Annotated in this window: 21 protein-coding genes; 12 read left to right on the forward strand and 9 right to left on the reverse strand. The window is 65.5% G+C overall.

The window, feature by feature from the left end:
* Both SE92_RS32540 and SE92_RS32545 read right to left on the reverse strand, forming a co-directional pair.
* Positions 1-365 (reverse strand): TolC family protein (locus SE92_RS32540; protein ID WP_245324846.1); only part of this gene is annotated, 365 nt, incomplete at its 3' end.
* 1,117 nt (positions 366-1,482) lie between these two features.
* Positions 1,483-1,866, reverse strand: a complete 384-nt coding sequence (locus SE92_RS32545; protein WP_063202662.1) for a hypothetical protein — start codon at positions 1,864-1,866, stop codon at positions 1,483-1,485.
* Between the two features lie 295 nt (positions 1,867-2,161).
* Here SE92_RS32545 and bamA point away from each other — a divergent pair, with 295 nt between their 5' ends.
* On the forward strand, positions 2,162-4,669 hold the full coding sequence (gene bamA / locus SE92_RS32550; protein ID WP_063202663.1) for an outer membrane protein assembly factor BamA: 2,508 nt from the start codon (positions 2,162-2,164) through the stop codon (positions 4,667-4,669).
* Here the strand turns inward: bamA and SE92_RS32555 are convergent.
* The 6 genes from SE92_RS32555 to SE92_RS32580 form a co-directional block, all read right to left on the reverse strand.
* Positions 4,666-5,898, reverse strand: coding sequence for a Zn-dependent hydrolase (locus tag SE92_RS32555; RefSeq protein WP_063202665.1), 1,233 nt, complete (start codon positions 5,896-5,898; stop codon positions 4,666-4,668). The genes bamA and SE92_RS32555 overlap by 4 nt on opposite strands.
* The gene (locus tag SE92_RS32560) at positions 5,891-6,676 is read right to left on the reverse strand and encodes an ABC transporter ATP-binding protein (protein ID WP_063202667.1); all 786 of its coding nucleotides are present in this window, start codon (positions 6,674-6,676) and stop codon (positions 5,891-5,893) included. Before SE92_RS32560 ends, SE92_RS32555 begins: the two co-directional genes overlap by 8 nt.
* Positions 6,673-7,446, reverse strand: coding sequence for an ABC transporter permease (locus tag SE92_RS32565; RefSeq protein ID WP_063202669.1), 774 nt, complete (start codon positions 7,444-7,446; stop codon positions 6,673-6,675). The genes SE92_RS32560 and SE92_RS32565 overlap by 4 nt, the downstream gene beginning before the upstream one ends.
* A gap of 72 nt (positions 7,447-7,518) precedes the next feature.
* Positions 7,519-8,463 (reverse strand): ABC transporter substrate-binding protein, encoded by a 945-nt coding sequence (locus SE92_RS32570; protein ID WP_063202671.1) that lies wholly within the window; start codon positions 8,461-8,463, stop codon positions 7,519-7,521.
* Positions 8,464-8,547: 84 nt separating this feature from the next.
* Positions 8,548-9,276, reverse strand: coding sequence for a histidine utilization transcriptional repressor HutC (hutC, locus tag SE92_RS32575; RefSeq protein ID WP_063202673.1), 729 nt, complete (start codon positions 9,274-9,276; stop codon positions 8,548-8,550).
* On the reverse strand, positions 9,273-10,631 hold the full coding sequence (locus tag SE92_RS32580; protein WP_063202675.1) for a formimidoylglutamate deiminase: 1,359 nt from the start codon (positions 10,629-10,631) through the stop codon (positions 9,273-9,275). The genes hutC and SE92_RS32580 overlap by 4 nt, the downstream gene beginning before the upstream one ends.
* A gap of 88 nt (positions 10,632-10,719) precedes the next feature.
* On the opposite strand from SE92_RS32580, the gene hutI reads away from it, so the two are divergent.
* Genes hutI through hutU form a run of 3 tightly spaced genes read left to right on the forward strand, consistent with a single transcriptional unit; the run spans position 10,720 to position 15,172 of the window.
* Positions 10,720-11,934 carry an imidazolonepropionase gene (gene hutI, locus SE92_RS32585; protein ID WP_063202678.1) on the forward strand — a complete coding sequence of 405 codons (1,215 nt, stop codon included), beginning with the start codon at positions 10,720-10,722 and terminating at the stop codon, positions 11,932-11,934.
* Positions 11,931-13,490 (forward strand): histidine ammonia-lyase, encoded by a 1,560-nt coding sequence (hutH, locus tag SE92_RS32590; RefSeq protein WP_084251929.1) that lies wholly within the window; start codon positions 11,931-11,933, stop codon positions 13,488-13,490. Before hutI ends, hutH begins: the two co-directional genes overlap by 4 nt.
* 11 nt (positions 13,491-13,501) lie before the next feature.
* The gene (gene hutU / locus SE92_RS32595) at positions 13,502-15,172 is read left to right on the forward strand and encodes a urocanate hydratase (RefSeq protein WP_063202682.1); all 1,671 of its coding nucleotides are present in this window, start codon (positions 13,502-13,504) and stop codon (positions 15,170-15,172) included.
* On the opposite strand, the gene SE92_RS32600 is transcribed toward hutU, so the two are convergent.
* Complete coding sequence (locus tag SE92_RS32600; RefSeq protein WP_063203879.1) at positions 15,173-15,793, reverse strand: TetR/AcrR family transcriptional regulator; 621 nt, start codon at positions 15,791-15,793, stop codon at positions 15,173-15,175.
* Between the two features lie 254 nt (positions 15,794-16,047).
* Between SE92_RS32600 and SE92_RS32605 the strand changes: the two genes are divergently transcribed.
* The 8 genes from SE92_RS32605 to SE92_RS32640 are packed head-to-tail and all read left to right on the forward strand — an operon-like array spanning position 16,048 to position 24,421.
* On the forward strand, positions 16,048-16,908 hold the full coding sequence (locus SE92_RS32605) for an FAD binding domain-containing protein (protein WP_063203880.1): 861 nt from the start codon (positions 16,048-16,050) through the stop codon (positions 16,906-16,908).
* A complete protein-coding gene (locus SE92_RS32610; protein ID WP_063202684.1) occupies positions 16,905-17,429 on the forward strand; it encodes a (2Fe-2S)-binding protein in 525 nt (174 codons plus the stop codon). The genes SE92_RS32605 and SE92_RS32610 overlap by 4 nt, the downstream gene beginning before the upstream one ends.
* Positions 17,426-19,801 carry a xanthine dehydrogenase family protein molybdopterin-binding subunit gene (locus SE92_RS32615; RefSeq protein WP_063202686.1) on the forward strand — a complete coding sequence of 792 codons (2,376 nt, stop codon included), beginning with the start codon at positions 17,426-17,428 and terminating at the stop codon, positions 19,799-19,801. Before SE92_RS32610 ends, SE92_RS32615 begins: the two co-directional genes overlap by 4 nt.
* A gap of 33 nt (positions 19,802-19,834) precedes the next feature.
* Positions 19,835-21,076 carry an ABC transporter substrate-binding protein gene (locus SE92_RS32620; protein ID WP_063203881.1) on the forward strand — a complete coding sequence of 414 codons (1,242 nt, stop codon included), beginning with the start codon at positions 19,835-19,837 and terminating at the stop codon, positions 21,074-21,076.
* A 10-nt stretch (positions 21,077-21,086) separates the two neighbouring features.
* Complete coding sequence (locus SE92_RS32625) at positions 21,087-21,962, forward strand: branched-chain amino acid ABC transporter permease (RefSeq protein WP_063202688.1); 876 nt, start codon at positions 21,087-21,089, stop codon at positions 21,960-21,962.
* On the forward strand, positions 21,959-22,957 hold the full coding sequence (locus SE92_RS32630) for a branched-chain amino acid ABC transporter permease (protein ID WP_063202690.1): 999 nt from the start codon (positions 21,959-21,961) through the stop codon (positions 22,955-22,957). The genes SE92_RS32625 and SE92_RS32630 overlap by 4 nt, the downstream gene beginning before the upstream one ends.
* Positions 22,954-23,709 carry an ABC transporter ATP-binding protein gene (locus tag SE92_RS32635; protein ID WP_063202691.1) on the forward strand — a complete coding sequence of 252 codons (756 nt, stop codon included), beginning with the start codon at positions 22,954-22,956 and terminating at the stop codon, positions 23,707-23,709. The genes SE92_RS32630 and SE92_RS32635 overlap by 4 nt, the downstream gene beginning before the upstream one ends.
* Complete coding sequence (locus tag SE92_RS32640) at positions 23,702-24,421, forward strand: ABC transporter ATP-binding protein (protein ID WP_063202693.1); 720 nt, start codon at positions 23,702-23,704, stop codon at positions 24,419-24,421. Before SE92_RS32635 ends, SE92_RS32640 begins: the two co-directional genes overlap by 8 nt.
* Position 24,422: the final 1 nt, after the last annotated feature.

Genomic DNA, 24,422 nt, shown 5'->3' on the forward strand with positions numbered 1-24,422 from the left:
CCGGCACTGGTCTTGTTGTTCGTCACCGAGGCCGTGCCGCTGATGGACGGAAACAGGCCCGCCGTCGTCTGTTGCAGCGTGGCGCGTGCCTCGCGCACGACTGCCTTGGCCTTCGCGACGTCGGGGTTGGCTTCGACGGCTTCTTCGATCAGCCGGTTGAGCAGGGGATCGCGCAAGCGCAGCCACCAGCGATCAAGCTTGCCGGCCCCCCGATGCGAGACTGTCTTGGTGCTCCAGTGCGAGGGCAAGGCGGGCCCGGGCGGGCCGGCATAATCCGGGCCGACCGCACAGCCAGCCAGGACGCCCCCCAGCATCAGCGCAACGCAGCCCGATCCGGCGCGCGCCACGAGGCTGCGCAACGGCACGGGCTTTGGACGATGGGCCTCCTTGGCAGATGGCGGGGGACTTGCGAGGAACGGGTATGGCGGCATCAAATCGGTTGAAATCCATGGGCCTCGGCCCGGAGGAGATTCATGGTTCTCAGGGAATGGCGAGGGAACTGCCACTAGCCGGCCGATCGTGGCGTTTCGGCAGCCGCAATGTTGCTGAATGTAAACAGGTATTGCCGGAGGTCTCGGCGCCGCCGAAGAGCGGATGTCCCGGGACGACCTGTAGCCCGGATGGAGCGAAAGCGTAATCCGGGGCCGCCCGCCCGGCATCTGGCACCGTCCCGGATTGCGCTGCGCTCCATCCGGGCTACTGCACCTCGCCTGTGTCGCCCGCTGTCAATCCCTTCCGCTGAAAATATTCCACTTTACCGAAATTCGGTTTTAGCGTATGTGTCGCCCATCCCGGCTCACCAAGAGGGGCGATCTCGAGGTCGTCTTGATCGCGAGCCGGGCTTGCGGTGGACGCGGCAGCGTCGGCATGATGGCAGCGGGCAGGGCGGGTAGTCCCTGTGAGCCCGAGACCGCGTGCAGACGAGCGACGCTGAACGCGTACGGCAAAACCGTGTGGTCCTGGCCGTCGTTGCTACGGTCAAGTCGTTCGAAGATGCGCGCGAGCCCAACCGGGCAGACGGCATCATCCAATTCGGACGGCGAGGGAGGCCAAAGGAAAGTTCGGCTCCCGGGAGAGCACGGCATAAGCCGTCCGACCATCGCGCAGGGAAGGCCGTGTGATCGGCCACACCTGTATGCTGCTGTGCGGTTCTTTCTGCGTGTGCATTTCGCGCAGCGGACCGCGGGTGCGAGCCGGCACCCGGCCTTCCCTGTGCCCTCTTGGATCAGAGGGCAGAGAGATCAAGCAAAGCTCGGGCGATTCAAGCCGCGAGGCTGCAAAGCCATGTCTGGAAGCCGAGCTGCGTGCCACAAGCTCGATCTCGTAGGGTAGGCAAAGCGCAAGCGTGCCCACGCCCTGTTGCTTCTGGATGGAGATCGAGGGCACGGCGCCGTGCGCCTTTGCCCACGCTACGGCACCGCCGCTGGGATCTGCACTGGCGCACTGCAATGACGATGCGGAAGAAGCTGCGCTACACTCGGCTCACCACGAAATCGGTATTCTCTGCGCAAATCCCCCCAGATCCGAATCCGTGCTCAGCGGTTGGCGATCGAGTGGCCGGTTGTTGTTGCTGCGTGCGAACGAAGCGCCGGGGGGCAAGGCATAGTCGGTGAACTTGCGCTCGCCGGGAAGGACCTCGGTGCCGCCATCCAGCCACGACCGCTTGCTGACATAGATGCGCGTATGCGGGCCGGACTGATAGGAGCGGTTGGGGCCGCGCGGTCCGTATTCATAGACGGCGCTTTGTGTCGTCTGTTGGCGAACGCGTTTGCCGGTGGTCGCGGCATGCGCGGTCAGAGTCGAGAGGAGGAGGGCGGCCAGCGCCGTTCTGGTCATGACAAGCGCGCTCATCGGCAAATACCCCATGCGAGTTCCTGATGGCGCCGCCTCTCGCACTGGTCCCCGACCTTGTAAAGAATTCACACGTTACCGAATGTTGTCGAATATCCCTGCGAGCGCGCCAGGTGTGCGAAGGCGGCAACGTCGGTTGTTTGCCGGTGAACGGCCCCTGCAGACCGCCGCAGCCCATGCGCGTGTGCGGCGTGCGCGATCGACTGACCGCACGAAATTCAACGCGCAGAAACATGCGGTAATCTCAAAGCCACACCGCGGCCACAGCGCTCCCGTTTTCAGAGCACGTGAAGTGCTGCTGAGGTGTGGAATGTCGTTTTTGCGGGCCTGGCTGATCGTCGTGGCGGTGAGTGCTGTATCGATTGCAAGCTCGCTTGCGCTGTTGCCGCGGCCGGCGGCCGCGCAAGCGGTGGAGGCGATCGTCATCGAAGGCAATCGCCGGGTGGAGGCCGAGACGGTCCGCTCCTATTTCAGGCCCGGCCCCGGCGGGCGACTCGATCAATCCGCGGTCGACGACGGGCTGAAGGCGCTGATCGGGACCGGCCTGTTCCAGGACGTGAAGATCCATCAGGGCGGCGGCCGCATCGTGGTGTCGGTGGTCGAGAATGCCGTGATCGGCCGCATCGCCTTCGAGGGCAACAAGAAGATCAAGGACGAGCAGCTTTCGGCGGAAATCCAGTCCAAGCCGCGCGGGACCTTCTCGCGCGCGCTGGTGCAGTCCGACACGCTGCGCATCGCCGAAATCTACCGGCGCTCCGGCCGCTACGACGTCCGCGTCACGCCCGAGATCATCGAGCAGCCGAATAACCGCGTCGACCTCGTCTTCACGATCGAGGAGGGCGCCAAGACTTCGGTCAAGTCGGTCGAATTCGTCGGCAACAGCGCCTTTTCGGCCTCGCGCCTGCGCGACGTCATCAAGACGCATGAGAGCAATCTGCTCAGCTTCCTCGGCAGCAACGACATCTACGATCCCGATCGCGTCGAGGCCGACCGCGATCTGATCCGCCGCTTCTATCTCAAGAACGGTTACGCCGACGTCGAGGTGGTAGCCGCGCTGACTGAATACGACCCCGAGAAGAAGGGCTTCCTCGTCACTTTCAAGATCGAGGAAGGCGCGCAATATCGCGTCGGCTCCGTCGATTTCCGCTCCAGCATTGCCAATTTCGACACGGGCACGCTTCGCACCTATTCGCGCGTCGGTGCCGGCTCGCTCTACAACGTCGAATTGGTCGAGAAATCGGTCGAGGAGATGCAGATCGAGGCCTCGCGCCGCGGTTATGCCTTCGCCGTGGTCCGTCCCGGCGGCGACCGCAATTTCGAGGCGCATACCGTCTCCGTCGTGTTCAACATCGACGAAGGTCCGCGCACCTATGTCGAGCGCATCAATCTGCGCGGCAACACGCGCACGCGCGACTACGTAATCCGTCGCGAATTCGATCTCTCCGAGGGCGATGCCTACAACCGCGCGCTGGTCGACCGCGCCGAGCGGCGCCTGAAGAACCTCGACTATTTCAAGAGCGTCAAGATCGTCACCGAGCCGGGCTCCTCCAGCGATCGCGTCATCCTGGTCGTCGAGATGGAAGAGAAGTCGACCGGCGACTTCTCGATCTCCGGCGGCTATTCCACCACCGACGGCGCACTGGCGGAAGTCTCGATCTCCGAGCGCAACCTGCTCGGCCGCGGCCTGTTTGCCAAGGCATCGGTCAGCTATGGCCAATATTCGCGCGGCATATCGTTGTCGTTCGTCGAACCGTACCTGCTCGACTATCGGATGGCGCTGGGGTTCGACACCTATTGGAAGCAGCAGAAGTCGAACAGCTACACGAGCTACGGCGTCACGACTCTCGGCTTCTCGCCCCGCATCGGCCTCGCCTTGCGGGAGGACCTCTCGCTCCAGCTCCGCTATTCGCTCTATCAGCAGAGCATCACGCTCGCCAGCGCCTACAACAATTGCAACAACAACGCGTCGAACAGCTCGCTGGCCTTTAATCCGACGCCGGCCTACATCCAGAACGTGCTGGGCGGCGTGGACCCGACCAATTCCACGAGTTCGGGCGTCTATGGCTATGGCTGTTACGGCGACGGCGAGTCGAGCTTGCCGGTTCGCAAGGAGCTGGCCAATGGCGCGACCTGGACTTCGGCGCTCGGCTACACGCTGAGCTACAACACGCTCGACAACACCAAGAACCCGACGGACGGCTTGCTGGTCGAGTTCCGGCAGGATTTCGCGGGCGTCGGCGGCGACGTCACCTATCTGAAGACCGCGCTGGACACCAAATACTACACGCCGCTCGTCTCCGACATCGTCAGCGTGATCCATCTCCAGGGCGGCGTTCTCAGCAAGCTCGGCAACCAGGATCTGCGCATGCTCGATCACTTCCAGATGGGCCCGAGCCTGGTGCGCGGCTTCGCCTCGAACGGGATCGGTCCACGCGACATCACGTATTGGAGCTTGGGTGCCAGCGGCGATGCGCTCGGCGGCACCAAATATTGGGGTGCGTCCGCGGAATTGCAGATGCCGTTCTGGTTCCTGCCCAAGGAAGTCGGCCTCAAGGGCGCGGTCTACGCCGATGCCGGCTCGCTCTGGGGTTATCAGGGGCCGACCTCGTGGTCGGCCACGGGCGAGGTCAACACCAAGGCATGCCCGACCTGCGGCTTGCAATATGACGACGGCAAGGCGGTGCGATCGTCGGTCGGCGTCGGCCTGATCTGGGCCTCGCCGTTCGGACCGTTGCGCTTCGACTATGCGGTGCCGATCACGAAGGGCAAATACGACGTGGTCCAGGAGTTCAGGTTCGGAGGAGGGACGTCGTTTTAGCGCCCGAGGATCCGCCGGCAGGCATCGACGAAGACCTCCGCGCCGGTGACGATATCGGCATCGGCGGTGTTCTCGGTCCAGTGATGGCTGATGCCGCCGATCGACGGCACGAACAGCATCGCGGCGGGCATGATGGTCGCCAGCATCTGCGCATCGTGACCGGCCCCGCTGGGCATGCGAATGGACCGCCCACCAGCCAGCGCCTTGCTTGCGGCTTCGATCGCATCCTGAAAGCTTGGGTTCATCATGGCCGGCGCGCCGGTGCGCAGCTTCGTCACGGTGACGGTGCAGGGACCGTTCGCACTGGCATCATTCGCCATGGCCCGCAGCAGCTGCTCCAGCCGGGCAATGACGGCGGGATCGTCGTCGCGGATCTGGAACAGCATTTCGGCGCCGCCCGGAATGATGCTCGGCGCGCCCGGATCAAGCGTGATGCGCCCGGTGGTCCAGACCGTGCGCGGGCCGCAGGCGGCCGGAAAACGCTCGTCGATCGCGACGCAGAATTTGGCGAGCGCCAACCCAGCGTCCTTGCGCACGGCCATGCGCGTGGTGCCGGCATGGTTCTGCTCGCCGGCGAAATTGATCTGGTATTGCCAGATGCCGACGATCGAAGTCACGACACCGACCGCGAGCTTGCCGCTTTCGAGCGTGTCGCCCTGCTCGATATGCGCCTCGAGATATCCGACGTGGCGGCCCGGCTCGGCGGCGACGCGCGGCCGGCCGGCAAGCTCCATCTCGGCGAGGGCATCGCGCATGGTGCGCCCACTGGTGCGGTCGCGCGCGGCGTCGATGTCGGCCTCGGTCACCTGCCCGACATAGGAGCGCGAGCCGAGGAAATGGCCGAAATGTCCTTCCTCGTCGCACCATGCGGCAACTTCGATGGCGCCGTTCACCGAGGGATCGGCATTGAGCACGCGCGCGGCTTCCAGTGCGTAGACGACGCCGAGCGGGCCATCGAGCCAGCCGGCATAGTTCTGGCTCTCCAGATGCGAGCCGGCCAGCAGCTTGGGGCCGGGCTTGGCACTGGTGCCGAACACGTTGCCGATGCCGTCGATCGAAGCGGAGAGCCTTGCGTCGGGCAGCTTGCGCACGAGCCAGTCCAGCGAAAGCTTGTGCGGCTCGGAGAACGTCGGCTTGTGCACGCCGGTCTTGTAGGCGCCGATGGCGCGGAGCGCATTGAGATCGGCGAGAACGCGCTGGCCGTCGGCGCGCGAATTGGTGTCAGGCATGCTCAGTAACCTTCAGCGCCTCGGTGCGGATCTCCTCGACCAGCCGTTCCTTCAACTGGACGAATTCCGGCGTCGTCTTGATCTTGTAGGAGCGCGGATGCGGCAGGTCCACATTGATCTCGGCCTTGATGCGGCCGGGGCGCGCGCTCATGACGATGACGCGGCTGCCGAGGAAAATCGCTTCCTCGATGTCGTGAGTCACGAACAGCACGGTCTTCTGGTCGCGCTCCCAGATCCCGAGCAGCATCTCCTGCATCAGGGCGCGGGTCTGGTTGTCGAGCGCGCCGAACGGCTCGTCGAGCAGCAGGATTTTCGGATCGTTGGCGAGCGCGCGGGCGATCGCGGTGCGCTGCTGCATGCCGCCGGAGAGCTGCTTCGGCCAATGATTCTCGAAGCCGGACAACCCGACCTGGCGGATGAAGGCATCGGCGATCTTGTTCCGCTCCGCCTCGGACACGCCGCGCTCGCGCAGGCCGAACGCGATGTTCTCGCGCACGGTGAGCCAGGGAAACAGCGTGTAGGATTGGAACACCATGCCGCGATCGGCGCCGGGGCCCGTCACTTCGCGGCCGTCGAGCGTGACGCGCCCGCTGGTCGGGCGATCGAGCCCGGCGACGATGCGCAGCAGCGTGGACTTGCCGCAGCCGGACGGGCCGAGGATAGTGACGAAATCGTTGTTGCCGATGGTGAGGTCGGTCGGCTCCAGCGCCTTGGTCGGCGCGTTGCCGTGCCGCGCCGGGAAGGTGCGCGAGACCTGCTCGACCTTGAGGATCGTCATGCGAGCCTCCACGGAAACAGCCAGGCGTTGAAGGCCTTGAACATGAAGTCCGAGAGCAGGCCGATCAGCCCGATCACGATGATGCCGAAGATGATCTGCCCGGTGTTGAGCAGCGCCTGGCTGTCGGTGATCATGTGACCGATGCCCGAGGACGAGCCGATCAGCTCGGCGACGATGACATAGGTCCAGGCCCAGCCCAGCACCAGCCGCAGGATTTCCGCGATCTCGGGCGCGGAGGAGGGCAGCAGCACCCGGCGTATGATGCCGCGGTCGCTGGCGCCGAGCGTATAGGCGGCCTCGACCAGATCGCGCCGCGTGGCGCCGACGGTCACCGCGACCATCAAAATGACCTGGAACACCGAGCCGATGAAGATGACGAGCAGTTTTTGCAATTCGCCGATCCCGGCCCACAGGATCAGAAGCGGAATGAAGGCCGAGGCCGGCAAATAGCGCGCGAAGGAGACGAACGGCTCGAGGAACGCTTCGACCGGCTTGTAGGCGCCCATCAGCAGTCCGAGCGGAACCGCGATGATCGCGGCGAGCACAAAACCGCCGACGACGCGCCAGATCGTCATGCCGATGTCGTACAGGAAGCCCTGCTTGGTGATCAGGTCGACGCCCTCCTGCACCATGGTGAGCGGGTTGGCGAGGAACACTTTCGACACATGGCCGCCGAAGGTCGCCCACGACCACAAGGCAACGAACACGACGAAGAACGCAAGGCCGTAAGCCAAGCGCTGCTTCGATGTAACAGGGTCCAGGGGACGCATCGACGATCTATCCGGGCAGTGAACGAAATTGCCGGCCCCGCCGTGAGACGAGGCCGGCAGCTCCTGGGTGACTTACTTGATGAAGCTGGCGTCGTAGAGGTCTTCGACCTTCGGCGCGGCCTTGATGATGCCGATCTCGAGCAGCAGCTCGGCGGCCTCCTTGTTGAAGGTCAGGAAGTCGCCGGCGAAGAACTTCTGATTGGCGGCCTTGTCCTGCCAGCGCAGATATTTCGCCGAGTTGGCGAACTGCTCGCCGGTCTGCTTCACGTCGGAACCCATGATCTCATAGGCCTTGGCCTGGTCCTTGGCGATCATGTCGAGCGCCTCGAAATAGCTGTCGGCGAGGGCCTTGGCGGCCTTGGGATTCTCGGTCAGGAACTTGGGCGTGCAGCCAAAGGTGTCCATCACCATCGGGTAATCGAGCGTGGTGGCGATGATCTTGCCCTTGTCGGGCGCGGCGCGCACCGTCGACAGATACGGCTCATAGGTCATCGCGGCGTCGTTCTGGCCGGAGACGAAGGCCTGCGCCGCCGCCGCCGGCTCGAGGTTGACGACGGTGACGTCCTTCACGGTGAGGCCGTTCTTCTTGAGCATCCAGGCCAGCGCGAAATACGGCGACGTGCCCGGTGCGGACGCGGCGACGGTCTTGCCCTTGAGGTCCTTGATTGCCGCGACGTCGTTGCGCACGGCCATGCCGTCGGCGCCGAAGCTCTTGTCGAGCTGGAAGATCTGCTTGGTGGCAACGCCATTGGCGTTCCAGGAAATCCAGGTCTCGACCGTGGTCGCCGCGCACTGGATGTCGCCGGACGCGATCGCGAGGTGACGGTCCTTCTGTGGGATCTTCTTGATGGTGACGTCGAGCCCATTCTTCTTGAAGATCCCAGCCTCCTTCGCCAGCGTCAGCGGCGCGAAGCCGGTCCATCCGGAGATGCCGACGCCGACCTTGACGTCGTCGGCGAGCACGGGAGTGGCGGCCGCGATTGCAATGATTGTCGCGAAAATTGTCGAATTACGCATGATTGTCGTCCTCTGCCGATCGGTGGATTGACGTCCTGTTGGTCTCTTCATGAAGCGTTGCACGATTTGTGCCGATGCATCGTCTCAGCCTCCCTTGAATCGCGCGACAAGGCGGTGAGAATCTCCGGGATAGAGCAGGCGCACGGCGGTGATGGTGCGTGCGCTGCGCCAGGTGTAGCGGTCGATCACCAGGCATGGCGCGCCAACGGCAATCGCGAGTGCGGCCGCGGTGTGGTCGTCTGCAACAATGGCGCTGATCGTGTGCTCGGCTTCCGTCCATGGGACATGATGAAGCAGCCACGAGCCGGGGGGCTCGCGCGAGAAGTCCGCGGTTGCGGCATCCGGAACGGAGGACAGGTCAATCAGCCTGTCCTCGATGGCGAAGGGCACCTTGTCGGCGCTGTGCCGGCAGGTGATCGCGACCACCTTGCCGGCCTTCCGTACGCCGAGACGGTCTCGGTCGGCCGCGGTGGCGGTGCGCAGCTTGCGATGGATCAGCTCATAGCCGTACGCGCGACCGAGCGCGGTGATCTCGGCGCGGATGTCCGCGATCTTCAGCACGGCCGACTGATGTTGCGGACGGCGCACGAACGAGCCGGCACGGCGCCGCCGCTCGATCAAATCGGCCTGCGCCAGCTCCGACAGCGCCTTGTTCACGGTCATGCGCGAGCAGCCGTAGCGGGCGACCAGTTCGTGCTCGAACGGAATGCGATGCCCGGGCGGCCATTCCCCGGTCAGGATGCGCTTTTCGATGTCGGCGCGAATCCGCTTGTACAGCGTCGGCTTGTCGGCGGTCTCGGTCGCGAGGCTCATGTAACGAGCCTCCGCACCGCCGCGGTGAAGCGCTCGCGTGCGGCTTGGTGCAACTTGTGACGACCGCCCTCGACCACCTTGTGGCCGCCGGTCCAGACGCAATCGATCGCGCCGCTGCCCGCGGCAAAGATCCAGCCGTCGAGGACGGCATCGCCAGCGCGTCCAGCCAGCGAAGGATGTGCCGTGTCGAGCGTGACGATGTCTGCGCGCGCGCCCGGGGCGAGGCCGACTGCCGGATGCGCCAGCGCCTGGGCGCCCCCCGCGAGCGCGTGATCGAACAGCGTGCGTCCGGTCGAGCGGCCGGCGCCGGCCGAGAGCACATTGCGCTGGCGATGCTTGAGCCGCTGGCCGTATTCGAGTTGGCGCAGTTCGTCGGCAGCGCCGATCAGCACGTTGGAATCGGTGCCGACACCGAAAGCGCCGCCAGCGTCGAGAAACTCGCGCGCCGAAAAGATACCGTCGCCGAGGCTCGCTTCCGTGATCGGGCAGAGGCCGGCGACCGCGCCGCTCGCGGCGAATGCGACCACTTCCTCGTTCGTCATATGCGTCGCGTGGATGAGGCACCAGCGCCGGTCGACCGGCGCGTGTTCCAGCAGCCATTGCACCGGCCGTCGTCCCGACCAGGCCAGGCAATCCTCGACTTCCCTGACCTGCTCGGCGGCATGAATATGCACCGGCCCGCCTTCCGCCAGCGGAATGATTGCCGCAAGCTCGTCCGGCGTCACCGCGCGCAGGCTGTGCGGCGCGATGCCGATATTCGCGCCGGGCAACGTGCTGATCGCCTTGCGCGAGGCCGTCATCAGCGCGGCGAACTGATCGACCGAGCAAATGAAGCGGCGCTGGCCGTCGTGGGGCGCGGCGCCGCCGAACGAGCCGTGTGCATAGAAACTCGGCAGCAGCGTCAGGCCGATGCCGGAGGCCTCGGCGGCCTGCGCGATCCGCGCGGCCATCTCGGCGGGATCGGCATAGGGCGAGCCATCGCGGTCGTGATGCAGATAGTGGAATTCGCCGACGCGGGTAAAACCCAGCTCCAGCATCTCGACATAAAGGAGGGTGGCGACGGCGGCGACATCATCCGGCGTCATGGCGAGGGCGAAGCGGTACATCGTCTCGCGCCAGGTCCAGAACGTGTCGGTGCTGTCGCCGCGCAGTTCTGCAAGGCCCGCCATGCCGCGCTGGAAGGCATGGCTGTGCAGGCTCGCCAGTCCCGGCAGCGCGATGGCGTGGCGCTCGTCGCCGGCAGCCGGTGCCGCGCCCGGCGTCACCTCCGCGATCGCGCCGGCGGTGATCACCACCTGCACGTCATTGGCCCAGCCCGAAGGCAGGAGCGCGGAGGCGAAATGCAGTCGGGACATGATTGATGACACGCCGGCTGGACAGAACCGCCTTACGATTATATGTCTAGACATATAAGTCAAGCATCCCACACCAGGGGACAGTGGCATGGCAGAGCGCTTCGACCGGATCTGGCACAATGCCCGGCTCGCCACGATGCGGGCCGACCGCCCGGATCTCGGCGAGATCGAGCAGGGTGTCATCGCCGCGCGCGGCGGCCGTATCGTCTACGCCGGTGCAGAAGCAGATTTCCCGGCGGATGCGGACGCCATTGAGCGGATCGATTGCGAGAGACGCTGGACCACGCCGGGCCTCGTCGATTGCCACACCCATCTCGTCTATGGCGGCAACCGCGCGCACGAATTCGAGCTGCGGCTCAAGGGTGCGAGCTACGAGGAGATCGCACGCGCCGGCGGCGGCATCGTCTCGACGGTGGCCGCGACACGCAAGGCAAGCGAGGCCGAACTCGTCGCCAGCGCGCTGCCGCGGCTCGATGCACTGATCGGCGAGGGTGCCACCACCGTCGAGATCAAGTCCGGCTATGGCCTGGATACCGAGACAGAGATGCGGCAGCTCGCGGCCGCGCGCAGCATGGGTCGTCAGCGGCCGGTTGCGATCCGCACGTCGTTCCTCGGCGCGCATGCGCTGCCGGTGGAAGCGGATGGCGACAAGGATCGCTACATCGATCTCGTCTGCAACGAGATGCTGCCGGCCGTCGCGAAGGCTGGCCTCGCCGATGCCGTCGACGCCTTCATGGAAGGGATCGCGTTCTCGGCGGAGCAGACGGCGCGCGTGTTCGAGGCGGCGAGAGCGCTTGGGCTGCCTGTCAAGCTCCATGCCGACCAGCTGTCGAACCTCGGCGGCGCGGCGCTTGCCGCAAAATTCTCGGCGCTGTCGGCCGATCATCTCGAGCATACCGACGACGCCGGCGCCGCCGCGATGGCGAGGGCTGGCACCGTGGCCGTGCTGCTGCCCGGCGCGTTCTATTTCATCCGCGAGACGCAGAAGCCGCCGGTCGAAGCCTTCCGGAAGCACGGCGTGCACATGGCGCTCGCGACCGATTGCAATCCCGGCAGCTCGCCGCTGACCTCGTTGCTGCTCACCATGAACATGGGCGCGACGCTGTTCCGGATGACAGTTGCCGAATGCCTCGCCGGCGTCACCCGTGAAGGCGCGCGGGCGCTCGGCGTGCTCGCTGAAACCGGCACGCTGGAAGCCGGCAAATGGTGCGACCTCGCGATCTGGGACATCGAGCGGCCCGCCGAGCTTGTCTACCGCATCGGCTTCAATCCGCTGCATCGGCGGGTATGGAGGGGACAGTGACGGAGCAGGGCGCAGCGATCGTCGTCAAGCCGGGAACGGTCAGCCTCGACGATCTCGCGTGCGTGCTGGCGGGCGCGCCTGTCGTGCTCGATCCGTCGTTCTGGCCGCGGGTGGACGCGGCCGCGGAGATCGTCGCGAAGGCTGCGCAGGCCGATGTCCCTGTCTATGGCATCAACACCGGCTTTGGAAAACTGGCGTCGAAGCGGATTCCGCCCGACCAGACCGCGCTGCTCCAGCGCAACCTGATCGTGTCGCATTGCTGCGGCGTCGGTCAGCCCACACCCGAGCCGATCGTTCGCCTGATGATGGCGTTGAAGATCATCTCACTCGGCCGTGGCGCCTCCGGCGTGCGCCGCGCGGTGATCGAGCAGTTGCAGGCCATGCTGGCGCGCGGTGTCACCCCGCTGGTGCCGCAGCAGGGCTCGGTCGGCGCATCCGGCGATCTCGCGCCGCTCGCGCATATGACGGCGGTGATGATCGGCGAGGGACAGGCGATCGTCGACGGGACAATCGTGCCCGGCAACGAGGCGCTCGCCGCCGCAGGCCTCGCGCCGTTGACGCTCGGTCCCAAGGAAGGACTTGCGCTGATCAATGGCACGCAATTCTCGACCGCTTATGCCGTCGCTGGCGTCCTGCGCGCCTTCGGCCTGACGCGCGCCGCGCTCGTCACCGGCGCATTGTCGGTCGATGCCGCGATGGCGTCGACCGCACCATTCCGGCCCGAGATCCAGGCGCTACGCGGCCATCCCGGACAGATCGCCGCGGCCGTAACGCTGATGGCTCTGTTGGAGGGCAGCGACATCCGCCTGTCGCATCTCGAAGGCGACGAGCGTGTACAGGATCCCTATTGCCTGCGCTGCCAGCCGCAGGTCGCAGGCGCCGCGCTCGACCTGATCGCGCAGGCAGCGCGCACGCTGATCGTCGAGGCTAACGCCGTCACCGACAATCCGCTGGTGCTGGTCGAGACCGGCGAGATCGTCTCGGGCGGCAACTTCCACGCCGAGCCGGTGGCGTTTGCCGCCGATGCCATCGCGCTGGCGCTGTCGGAGATCGGTGCGATCAGCGAGCGGCGTATCGCGACGCTGGTGGATTCCGCGCTGAATTTCGGCCTGCCGCCGTTCTTGACGCCAGATCCCGGCATCAATTCCGGCTTTATGATCGCGGAGGTGACGGCCGCCGCGCTCTACGCCGAGAACAAGCAGCGGGCGCTCGCCTGCTCGATCGACTCGACGCCGACCAGCGCCAACCAGGAAGATCACGTCTCGATGGCGGCGCACGCTGCGCGGCGCTTGTCCGACATGGCCGACAATCTCGCCGCCATCCTCGGCATCGAGCTGCTGGTCGCTGCCCAAGGCATCACGCTGCGCGCGCCGCATGCAACCAGCGCGCCGCTCGTCGCTGTCATCGCGAGGCTTCGCGAGCAGGTGCCCGCACTCGGGGCCGACCGTTACATGGCCGGCGATCTCGCCAGGGCTGCTGCACTGATCGAGGCCGACGCACTGCCGACCGCCGCGATTGCCGCGCTCTCATCCGATCCGTTTCCAAAGCTTGACTGAAGGGTGTCCGCATGAACCGCCGACTGGACAACGACCGCACCATCCGCGCCCCTCGCGGCAGCGACATCAGCGCCAAGAGCTGGCTGACGGAAGCACCGCTGCGCATGCTGATGAACAATCTCGACCCCGATGTCGCGGAGCGCCCGAGCGAGCTCGTGGTTTATGGCGGCATCGGCCGCGCTGCGCGCGACTGGGAGAGTTTCGATCGGATCGTCGCAGCCTTGCGCAAGCTCGAAGCCGATCAGACGCTGCTGGTGCAGTCCGGCAAGCCGGTCGGCGTGTTCCGCACCCATGCGGATGCGCCGCGCGTGCTGATCGCGAATTCCAACATCGTGCCGCACTGGGCGACGCTCGATCATTTCAACGAGCTCGACCGCAAGGGCCTGATGATGTACGGCCAGATGACGGCGGGCTCCTGGATCTATATCGGCAGCCAAGGCATCGTGCAGGGCACCTATGAGACCTTCGTCGAGGTCGGCCGTCGCCACTATGGCGGCAGCCTTGCGGGGAAATGGATTTTGACGGCCGGTCTCGGCGGCATGGGCGGCGCGCAGCCGCTGGCCGCGACCATGGCGGGGGCTTCGATGCTCGCGGTCGAATGCCAGCCCAGCCGCATCGAGATGCGCCTGCGCACCGGCTATCTCGACCGCCAGGCCGCAACGCTCGACGAAGCACTCGCGATCATGGCGGAGGCCGCGAAGACCAAGAAGGCCGTCTCGGTCGGCCTGCTCGGCAATGCCGCCGAGATTTTCCCGGAGCTGGTGCGCCATGGCGTCAAGCCCGACATCGTAACCGACCAGACCAGCGCGCATGATCCGATCAACGGATACTTGCCGAAGGGCTGGACGCTCGCCGATTGGGAGGCCAAGCGCGCCTCCGATCCGAAAGCGGTCGAGCGTGCCTCGAAGATGTCGATGGTCGAGCACGTCCAGGCCATGCTGGATTTCCACGCGCAGGGCATTCCGACGCTCGACTATGGCAACAACATTCGCCAGATGGCGCAGGACATGGGCCTGAAGAACGCCTTCGATTTCCCCGGCTTTGTGCCCGCCTATATCCGTCCCCTGTTCTGCCGCGGCGTCGGGCCGTTTCGCTGGGCCGCGCTGTCGGGGGACCCTGAGGACATCTTCAAGACCGACGCCAAGGTCAAGGAGCTGATGCCCGACGACAAGCATCTGCACAACTGGCTCGACATGGCCAAGCAGCGCATCAAGTTTCAGGGCCTGCCGGCGCGGATCTGCTGGGTCGGGCTCGGCGATCGCCATCGCCTCGGCCTCGCCTTCAACGAGATGGTGGCGCGCGGCGAATTGAAGGCGCCGATCGTGATCGGCCGCGATCATCTCGATAGCGGCTCGGTGGCCAGCCCCAACCGCGAGACCGAGGCGATGAAAGACGGCTCGGACGCGGTGTCCGACTGGCCGTTGCTCAACGCGCTGCTCAATTGCGCCAGCGGCGCAACCTGGGTCTCGCTGCATCATGGCGGCGGCGTCGGCATCGGCTATTCTCAGCATGCCGGCATGGTGATCGTCGCCGACGGCACGCCTGAGGCTGCGAAGCGGATCGAGCGCGTGCTGTGGAACGATCCCGCCAGCGGCGTCATGCGCCATGCAGACGCGGGCTACGACATTGCGATCGACTGCGCCCGCGAGAAAGGGCTCGATCTGCCGAGCCTTGCGAAGTAGCTAGTCGCTTACCAGCAGCTTGGGCATCGTCGTCTTGGCGCCGTCCATGAAGGTCTGGACGGCGTCACGGACGATGGCGTCGAGATCGGGCGGGATCGGCGTCTCGTAGATGAACTTGCGGATGGCGAGATAGAAGATGCGGCCGTGCAGGCCCCAGAACAGCTCGGTCTCGCGCTCACTCAATGAGTGTGCCTTCGCGTCGGGCAGCTTCAACTCATGGCGCAGCTCGGCGGCCGCCGGCTCGATGATCTCGCGGCGGACGATATCGAGATAGCGGCCGGTGATGCCGAACGACTTCATGCCGGAGAAGACGAAGATCCGCACCCAATTGTACTCGAAGACGCGTTCGACATAGTCGAGATAGAAGCGCGTCAGCCGCGCTTCGAGTGAGAGTGAACGATCGCGGATCATCGGCGCCCAATCGGGCGACCAGCGGCTGAGATAGACCTCCTGGTAGACGCGCTCGATGAGCGCTTCCTTGCTCGGGAAGTGGCGATAGATCGCCGAATGGGTGATGCCCATGCGCTTTGCCAGTTCACGTGTCTGGCCTTCGAAGCCATGCTCCGCGAAGAAGCGGATCGCCTCGTCCACGATCGCGCGCTCGCGGTCGGCCGCGCGCATGTTGCGACGCTTTGGCGCGGACTTGCTGCCTGTCTCGATCTGCTTGCGGACCGTTCGCTTCGCCGTTTTCTGCGCTTTTCGGGCCATCTCGTCGCTGAATCAACGTACCGCTGCCTTCATAGCCCAAGCTGCTTTTGTGACCAAATGGTCATTTTCTGTTGACCAGCCCCGGGAGGCGTGTCAGGATTTTGAGACCAGATGGTTACAAATCTGGCATCCCGGCTGATGGGCCGGTGGATCTCGAGGAAACGGCAGTGAAGGCGAGGGCTTTCAGCTATTTTCGGGCGACGACGATCGACCAGGCGCTGGAGGCTCATGCACGCGCCCGCGACGACGCGCGCTTCATTGCCGGCGGCCAGAGCCTGGTGCCGGCGCTGTCGCTGCGGCTGCAGGCGCCGCGGCTCCTGATCGACATCACCCATATCGAGGAGCTGCGCGGCGTCAGGCGCGAAGGTGGCACTTTGCGCATCGGTGCGCTGACGCGCCATTGCGAGATGCTGAGCGAGCCGTTGATCGCCGAGTTCGCGCCGCTGCTGCATGCGGCGGCGCCGTTTGTCGCCCATCCCGCGATCCGCAACCGCGGCACCTTCGGCGGCAGCGTCGCGCTCGCCGATCCCGCGTCCGAATTTCCCGCGATGACGCTGGCGCTGGATGCCGAGATCGAGATTGCCGGCCCGTCTGGCCGCCGGCGCGTCAAAGCCGACGATTTTTTCATCGACCTGTTCGAGACCGCCTTGCAGCCTGGCGAGCTGATCACCGCAATTCACGTGCCGCTGTTCAAGGCCGATCAGCGCTTTGCCTTCGACGAGCTGGCGCGGCGGCGCGGGGATTATGCGCTGGTCGGTTGCGGCATCATGGCGACATGCACGGGCGACCGTGTCGACGATATCCGCATTTCGTTCTTCTCCGTCGGCAATACCCCGACGCGGGTGAGGGGGGCAGAAAACACCTTGCTCGGGGCGCGTCTCGATGCAGAGCGCATCGCCGCCGCGCAAGGCGTACTTGAAGGCGATCTCGCGCCGCCGGACAGCGACGAGGTGCCGCCTGCGATGCGACTGCATCTCGCCCGCGTGCTTCTGGGCCGCCTGCTCGGACGTCTCGGAGAGGGCGCATGAGCGGCTTCGACGAAACCCCGCTGGATGAGGCCGACGAGACTGTGCGGGTGCGCTTCGTCGTCAACGGCCGCAAGGTTGCCTGCGAGGTCGCGCCGCGTGACACGCTGGTCGATTGCCTGCGCGACAAGCTCGAGCTGACCGGCACGCATGCCGGTTGCGAGATGGGCGCCTGCGGCGCCTGCCTCGTGCAGATCGACGGCCGCGCCGTGCATTCCTGCCTGATGTATGCGGTGCAGGCCGATGGTGCGGCCATCAACACCATCGAGGGGCTCACCGAGAGCGGTGTGCTCGGCGATCTTCAGGCCGAATTCCACCGCCGCAACGCGCTGCAATGCGGCTTCTGCACGCCGGGCATGCTGGTCACCGCGCAGGAGCTGCTGTCGCGGATGACGCAGCCGAGCCGTGACGAGATCCGCGACGCGCTGTCGGGCAATTACTGTCGTTGCACCGGCTATGAGGCGATCGTCGATGCCATCGATGCCGTCGCCAAAGCGCGCAGCGAAGGCGGAGGCGGAGCATGAGCACACCGCTGACCTCGCTCGACCGTCCCAATTCCTACATCGGCCGCTCCGTGCCACGCCCGAACGCCAAGCGCTTGCTGGCCGGGCGGGGGCGCTATGTCAGCGATCTCAAGCTGCCGCGCATGCTCCATGCCGCGTTCCTGCGCAGCCCGCATGCGCATGCGAAAATCGGCTCGATCAATACTGAGCCGGCGCGCGGGGTCGAAGGCGTTCACCTCGTCGCCACCGGCGAGGATCTCGCCAAGCTCTGCACGCCGTGGACAGGAACGCTCGACCATTTCAAGGGCATGACCTCCGCGCCGCAATGGCCGCTGCCGCTGGATCGCGTGGTCTGGGCCGGGCAGGCCGTGGTCGCGGTCGTCGCCGAGAGCCGGGCGATCGCCGAAGATGCGCTGGAGCTGATCGAGATCGATTACGAAGACCTCCCCGTCGTCGTCGATATCGACAGCGCGCGCGTCGCGGGCGGTCCACTGGTCAATCCCGGCAGTGCCAACAACACCTGCTTCCGAAGTCAGCTCGACAGCGGCACTGTGGACGATGCCTTTGCGCATGCTGCACACGTCGTGGAAGAAGAATTCACGTTTGGCCGCCACACTGCGGTGACGCTCGAGCCGCGCGCGATCGTCGCGGATTACGATCCTGCCGCCGGCGCGCTCATCGTGCATCACGCCACGCAGACGCCGTATCAGTTTCAAGACCTCTATTCGCGCCATTACGGCATTCCGGAGGCCCGCGTCCGGGTGATCGCGACCGATATCGGCGGCTCGTTCGGGATGAAGCTGCATGTCTATCACGAGGACATGGCAGTGGTCGGCCTCTCGATCCTGCTCGGGCGGCCCGTGAAATTCGTTGCCGATCGCATGGAATCCTTCGTCTCCGACATCCACGCGCGCGACCATCGCGTCCGCGCCCGCATGGCGCTCGACGCCAAGGGCGAGATCCTGGCGATGGATGTGCTTGACCTCACCGCGATTGGCGCGTTCTCGACCTACCCGCGCACCAGCGTGGTCGAGGGCAACCAGGTGATCCGCCTGATCGGCGCGCCCTATCGCTTCAGGAACTACCGCGCTACGCTGGAGGTGATCTTCCAGAACAAGGTGCAGACCAGCCAGTACCGCGCCGTCGGCCATCCCATCGCTTGCGCCGTCACCGAGCGGCTGATGGACATGGCCGCAAGCAAGATCGGCCTCGATCCCTTCGCCATCCGCGCGCAGAACGTGATTCCAGACGATGCCTATCCGCAGACCTCACCGACCGGCTACCGCTTCGAGGCGCTGTCGCATCAGGCCTGTCTGAAGCGTCTGCATGAGATCATGGACTATGACGGCTTGCGCGCCGAGCAGGCCGATTTGCGCAAGCGCGGCATCTATCGCGGCATCGGGATTGCGGCCTTCGTCGAGATCACCAATCCCAGTCCCGCCTTCTATGGTGTCGGAGGTGCGCGCATCTCCTCGCAGGACGGCGCGATTCTCAGCCTGACGCCCTCCGGCGAAGTTCGTTGCATGATTTCGGTCACCGAGCAGGGGCAGGGCACTGAAGCTATCATCAGCCAGATCGTGGCCGATCAGCTCGGGGTCGCGCAGGAGCACGTCAAGGTCATCACCGGGGATACCGAGGTGACTCCGCATGGCGGCGCCACCTGGGCCTGCCGCGGCGCCGGCATCGGCGGCGAGACCGCGCTGCAGGCGACGCGCGCGCTCAAGCGCAACATCCTGGAGATCGCGGCGCTCATTCTGCAGGAGCAGCCCTCGGCGCTCGATATCATCGACGGCGAGGTCGTGGACGCCGCGACACGCAAGCCGCGCCTGCCGATCGCCGAGATCGCGCGCATCGCCTATTTCCGCTCCGACACGCTGCCGCCGGGCACGCAGGCGCAGCTCACCGTCAGCCATCATTTCGCGCCGCAAGGTTATCCGTTTGCTTTCACCAACGGCATCCAGGGCTGCGTGCTGGACGTCGATGTTGAGACCGGCCTCGTCAAGCTGCTGAAGCATTTCATCGTCGAGGATTGCGGTCGTGTCATCAATCCCATGCTGGTCGACGAGCAGCTCCGCGGCGGTATCGTGCAGGGGCTCGGCGCGGCGCTGTTCGAGGAGTGTCGTTACAGCGACACTGGCCAGCTCATGAACGGCTCGCTCGCCGACTATCTCGTGCCGATGCCGATGGAGATGCCCGACATCGTCATCGCACATGTCGAGACGCCGACGGCCGACACCGTGCTGGGCGCCAAGGGCGTCGGCGAGGCCGGCACCGCGGCGGCGTCCGCTTGCGTGCTCAACGCTGTCAACGATGCGCTCGCGCCGTTCGATGCCACGATCAATTCGATGCCGATTACGCCCGCAAAAGTCCTGAAAGCCCTGAAGCGCCTCTAGAAGAGACAATTGAAAAAGACATTGGAGGATATCATGCCCAAATCCGGTTCGACGTCGAAGATAACCCGCCGCACCGCGCTCGCCGGCCTCTCGGCCGGCGCGGCCCTGCTCGCCATGCCCAGGATCGGCCGCGCCGCCGACGAGACCATCCGCATCGGCTTTCCGACGCCGCTGACCGGCCCGTTCGCCGCGGAAGCGCGCGACCAGGTCAAATGCGCCGAGCTCGCGGTCAAGCTCGTCAACGACAAGGGCGGCATCGGCGGCCGCAAGGTCGAGCTCCTGGTACGTGACGACAAGCTCAATGCCGGCGAGGCCGCGACGCGCACCCTCGAGCTGATCGAGAAGGACAAGGTCCATGCCGTGGTCGGCGCGCTCTCCAGCGCCGTGCAGCTCGCGGTCAACGAGGTCACGCGCGCCCGTGGCGTGATCTACGTCTCGATCAGCCAGTCCGACACCATCAACGAGGCCAAGGATTTCAGCAAATACACCTTCCATGAGGCGCTCAATCCGCACATGACGACCGCAGCGGTGGCGCGGCAGACCCTGAAGAAGGGCATGAAGGTTGCCCATCTCGTCGCGGACTATGCCTATGGTCACGAGATGCTGCGCGGCTTCAAGCGTGCGCAGGCGGCGATCGGCGCGGACAATGTCGGCGAGATCCTGCATCCGTTCGGCGCTGCCGACTATTCCACCTTCATGCCGCGCCTGATGTCGATGCGGCCGGACGTGCTGTGCATCTCCAATTTCGGCCGCGATCAGGCCAATGCGATCAAGCAGGCGGTGGATTTCGGCGTCAAGCAGCAGATGAAGATCGTCGTGCCCGTCATCCTGCACAACCAGCGCCTCGCCGTCGGCCCCGACGTGTTCGAAGGCGTGGTCGGCGGCGCCAATTACTATTGGGGCCTGGAGGGGCAGAGCAAGTCGGCGGCCGCCTTCAACGCGGCGTTCAAGGCCGCCAACGGCGGCGCGATCCCGACCGATTACGGCGCCTACGGCTATTCCGGCGTCGGATCCCTGCTGGCCGCCATGCAGACGGCCGGCGGCACCGATACCGACAAGGTCGTCGATGCCCTGGAGAAGCTGCAATACGATCTGACCAAGGGCCCGCAGCATTACCGCAAATGCGACCATCAATCGGTGCAGTCGGTGCTGGTGCTGGAGTCCAAGAAGAAGTCGGCGATGGCGGGCGACAATGATCTGTTCGCCGTCCTCGCCAACGACACCGGCTCCGACGACATGCTGCGATCCTGCAGCGAGCTCGGCCACGCGACCTGAAGCCTGGCCGATGGACCTGTCGCTGATCATCATGCAGCTTCTCTCCGGGATCGCCCTTGGGGCGGTCCTGGTGATCACTGCGCTTGGACTGACGATCGTGTTCGGCATGCTCGGGGTCGTGAATTTCGCTCATGGCGCGCTGTTCATGATCGGGGCCTATGCGGGGCTGTATCTGGCCTCGCTCACCGGCAGCTTCTGGTGGGGGCTCCTGCTGGCGCCTATTCTGATCGGCGCCTTCGGCATGCTGATCGAGTTCGTCCTGATCCGCCGGCTCTATGGCCGTTCGATCGATGATCCGCTGTTGCTCACCTTCGGCCTCAGCTACGTCCTGGTCGAGGGCGTGCGCATCGTGTTCGGCAGCGACGGCATTCCGTTTCCAACCCCGCCGCAACTGATCGGCGTGCTTGATCTCGGCATCGGCTTCTTCCCGCGCTACCGCCTGTTCGTCATCGTGCTGGTCGCCGTGGTGCTGCTGGCGCTCTGGCTGGCACTGGAGAAGACCCGCGTTGGCCTGATCGTGCGTGCCGGTGCGCGCGATCCCGTCATCATGCAGGTGCTGGGTGTCGATATCGGCCGGGTGTGGCTTGCGATCTTCGGCCTCGGCGTCGGGCTCGCCGCGCTCGGTGGCGTGCTGGCAGGTCCCATGCGCAGCGTCAATCCGGAGATGGGCTCGCTGGTGCTGGCCGAAGCTTTTGTCGTCACCGTGATCGGCGGTCTCGGCTCGATCGTGGGCGCGGTGGTGGCCGGTCTGATGGTCGGCATCTCCATCAGCCTGGTGGCGCTGTTCGCTCCTGAAATGGCGACCATCGTGATGTTCGCGCTGATGGCGGTGGTGCTTTTGATCCGCCCGCAAGGCCTGTTCGGCGTCAGGGGGAGGACGGCATGAGCGGACCATCCAGCGGCGAGCTTCTCGCCAAGCCTGCGCCGGGCGGGCTCGGGCGGCTTCTCGACCACCGCGTGCTGCTCTCCATCGCGGTGCTGGCCATCTTGCCCTGGCTGCTGCCGTCCAAGGCGCTGGCGGTCAACGTCCTGATCTACGGCGTCGTGGTGATGGGCTACAATCTGCTGTTCGGCTACACCGGGCTGTTGTCGTTCGGCCAGGCGGCGTTCTTCGGTGCCGGCGCCTACTTCACCGGCATTGCAATCGGCCGCTACGGTGTGCCGTGGTTTGCCGCGGTCGCGATTGCCGTGCTGCTCAGTACCTGTCTTGCGGCTGTGATCGGCATTGTTTCGACGCGCACCCGCGGCATCTACTTCTCGATGGTGACGCTCGCTCTGGCGCAACTGGTCTACTACGTCGCGCTCCAGGCGTCGTCCTTCACCGGCGGCGAGAACGGCCTGCGCGGTTTCACCGTCGACCGCATCAGCCTGTTCGGCCTCCAGGTCAATTTCCTCGACCCCGTCAACAAATACTACGTGCTGATGGCCTTCGCGGGCTTGGCGATGTGGTTCCAGTCGCGCATTCTCAACTCGCCGTTCGGGGCGGTCATCGAGGCCATCCGCGAGAACGAGCAGCGCGCGCGGGCCTGCGGATACGATGTCGAGCGCAGCAAGCTGGTCGTGTTCATGCTGTCGGGCGCGATCTCTTCCCTCGGCGGCTGCATGCTGGCGCTGCATCTGTCGATCGTGCCGCTCGACATTCTGCACTACCAGACCTCGGGCATGATCGTGATGATGGTGCTGCTCGGCGGCGCCCGCAGCTTCTTCGGGCCCTTTGTCGGCGCGGCGAGCTTCCTGATCCTGGAGGATGTCATCTCGCTGTGGACGCCGCATTGGCAGATCTTCGTCGGCGCGATCTTCGTGCTGTTCGTGCTGTTCCTGCCCAAGGGCATCTGGGGCACGCTGTTGGATGCCATCGGCGTCGGAAAGGCGCGGCCATGAGCGGCGAGCTGCTTCGCGCCGAAGGGATCGGCAAGCGCTTCGGCGGCTTCGTCGCGCTCGAAGGCATCAGCGTGTCGTTCGCGGCCGGCCAGCTCACCTCGATCATCGGGCCGAACGGCGCCGGCAAGAGCACGTTCTTCAACATCCTCTCGGGCGCGCTGACGCCGAGCTCCGGCAAGCTGCATTTCAGGGGACGCAAGCTCAACGGCTTGCCGCAGCACCGCTTCGTGCATCAGGGCATCTCGCGCTCCTACCAGATCACGAACATCTTCCCCGATTTGTCCGTGCATGAGAACGTGCGCGTGGCAGTCCAGGCCCTCACCGTGAGCTACGACATCTGGCGGAATCGCGCCCGGCTGACCGAACTGCAGGCGCGAGCCGACGCGGCACTCGACGCGGTGGGCCTTCTCGGCAAGCGGAACGAACTCGCAAAGTTCCTGTCGCACGGCCAGCAGCGCGCGCTCGAGATCGCGATCGCGCTGGTCTCCGAGCCGGAATTGTTGCTGCTCGACGAGCCGACCGCCGGCATGGGACCGGAAGAGACTAAGGACATGGTCGCGCTGCTCGAGCGGCTCGCCGACAAGCGCACCGTGCTCCTGGTGGAGCACAAGATGAAGATGGTGCTGGGCCTGTCCAAGCGCGTCGTGGTGCTGCATCACGGCCGCCTGCTCGCGGACGGCGCGCCCGACGAGATCAGGAGCAATCCGGAAGTCCGCCGGGTCTATCTCGGACAGAGTGAAGGCTATGGCTGAGACCGCATTGCTCGAGATCGAGAACCTCCACGCCTGGTACGGCGCAAGCCATATCCTGCACGGCATCTCGCTGCACGTGAAGGAGGGCGAGGTGGTCGCCCTCGTCGGCCGCAACGGCGCCGGCAAGACCACGACCCTGCGGGCGATGATGGGCCTGATGCCGAAAGCGACGGGCCGCGTGCACTTTGCTGGCAGGGAGCTGCTGCCACTACGCGCCCATCAGCGCTTCCACCTGGGCCTTGCCTATGTGCCCGAGGAGCGCCGCATCGTCCCCGGCTTGTCCGTGCGCGAGAACCTGCGGCTCGGCCTGGTCGCGGCCGGCAGCGGCATCGAGGAACGCACGGCGATCGACGAGATTGCCGAGACCTTTCCGCGCCTGAAGGAACGCCTCGACCAGGAAGGCGTGACGCTCTCCGGCGGCGAGCAGCAGATGCTGGCGATCGCGCGCGCGCTGATCGCCAGGCCGAAGATGATCCTGTTGGATGAGCCCTCCGAGGGCATCATGCCGGTGCTCGTCGAGGAGATGGGCGTGCTGTTCCGCCGCCTGCGCGACGAGGGCAAGACCCTGCTGCTGGTGGAGCAGAACGTGGAATGGGCGCTGCGGCTGGCCGACCGCGCCGTCATCATCGACCAGGGTGAGGTCGTCCATCAAAGCAGCGCGGCGGCGCTGCTCGCAGACAAGGACATCCAGGAGCGCTACTGCGCGGTCTGAC

It is taken from the genome of Bradyrhizobium sp. AT1 (assembly GCF_001590795.1).
In the GTDB taxonomy this organism is placed as follows: Bacteria; Pseudomonadota; Alphaproteobacteria; order Rhizobiales; family Xanthobacteraceae; genus Bradyrhizobium.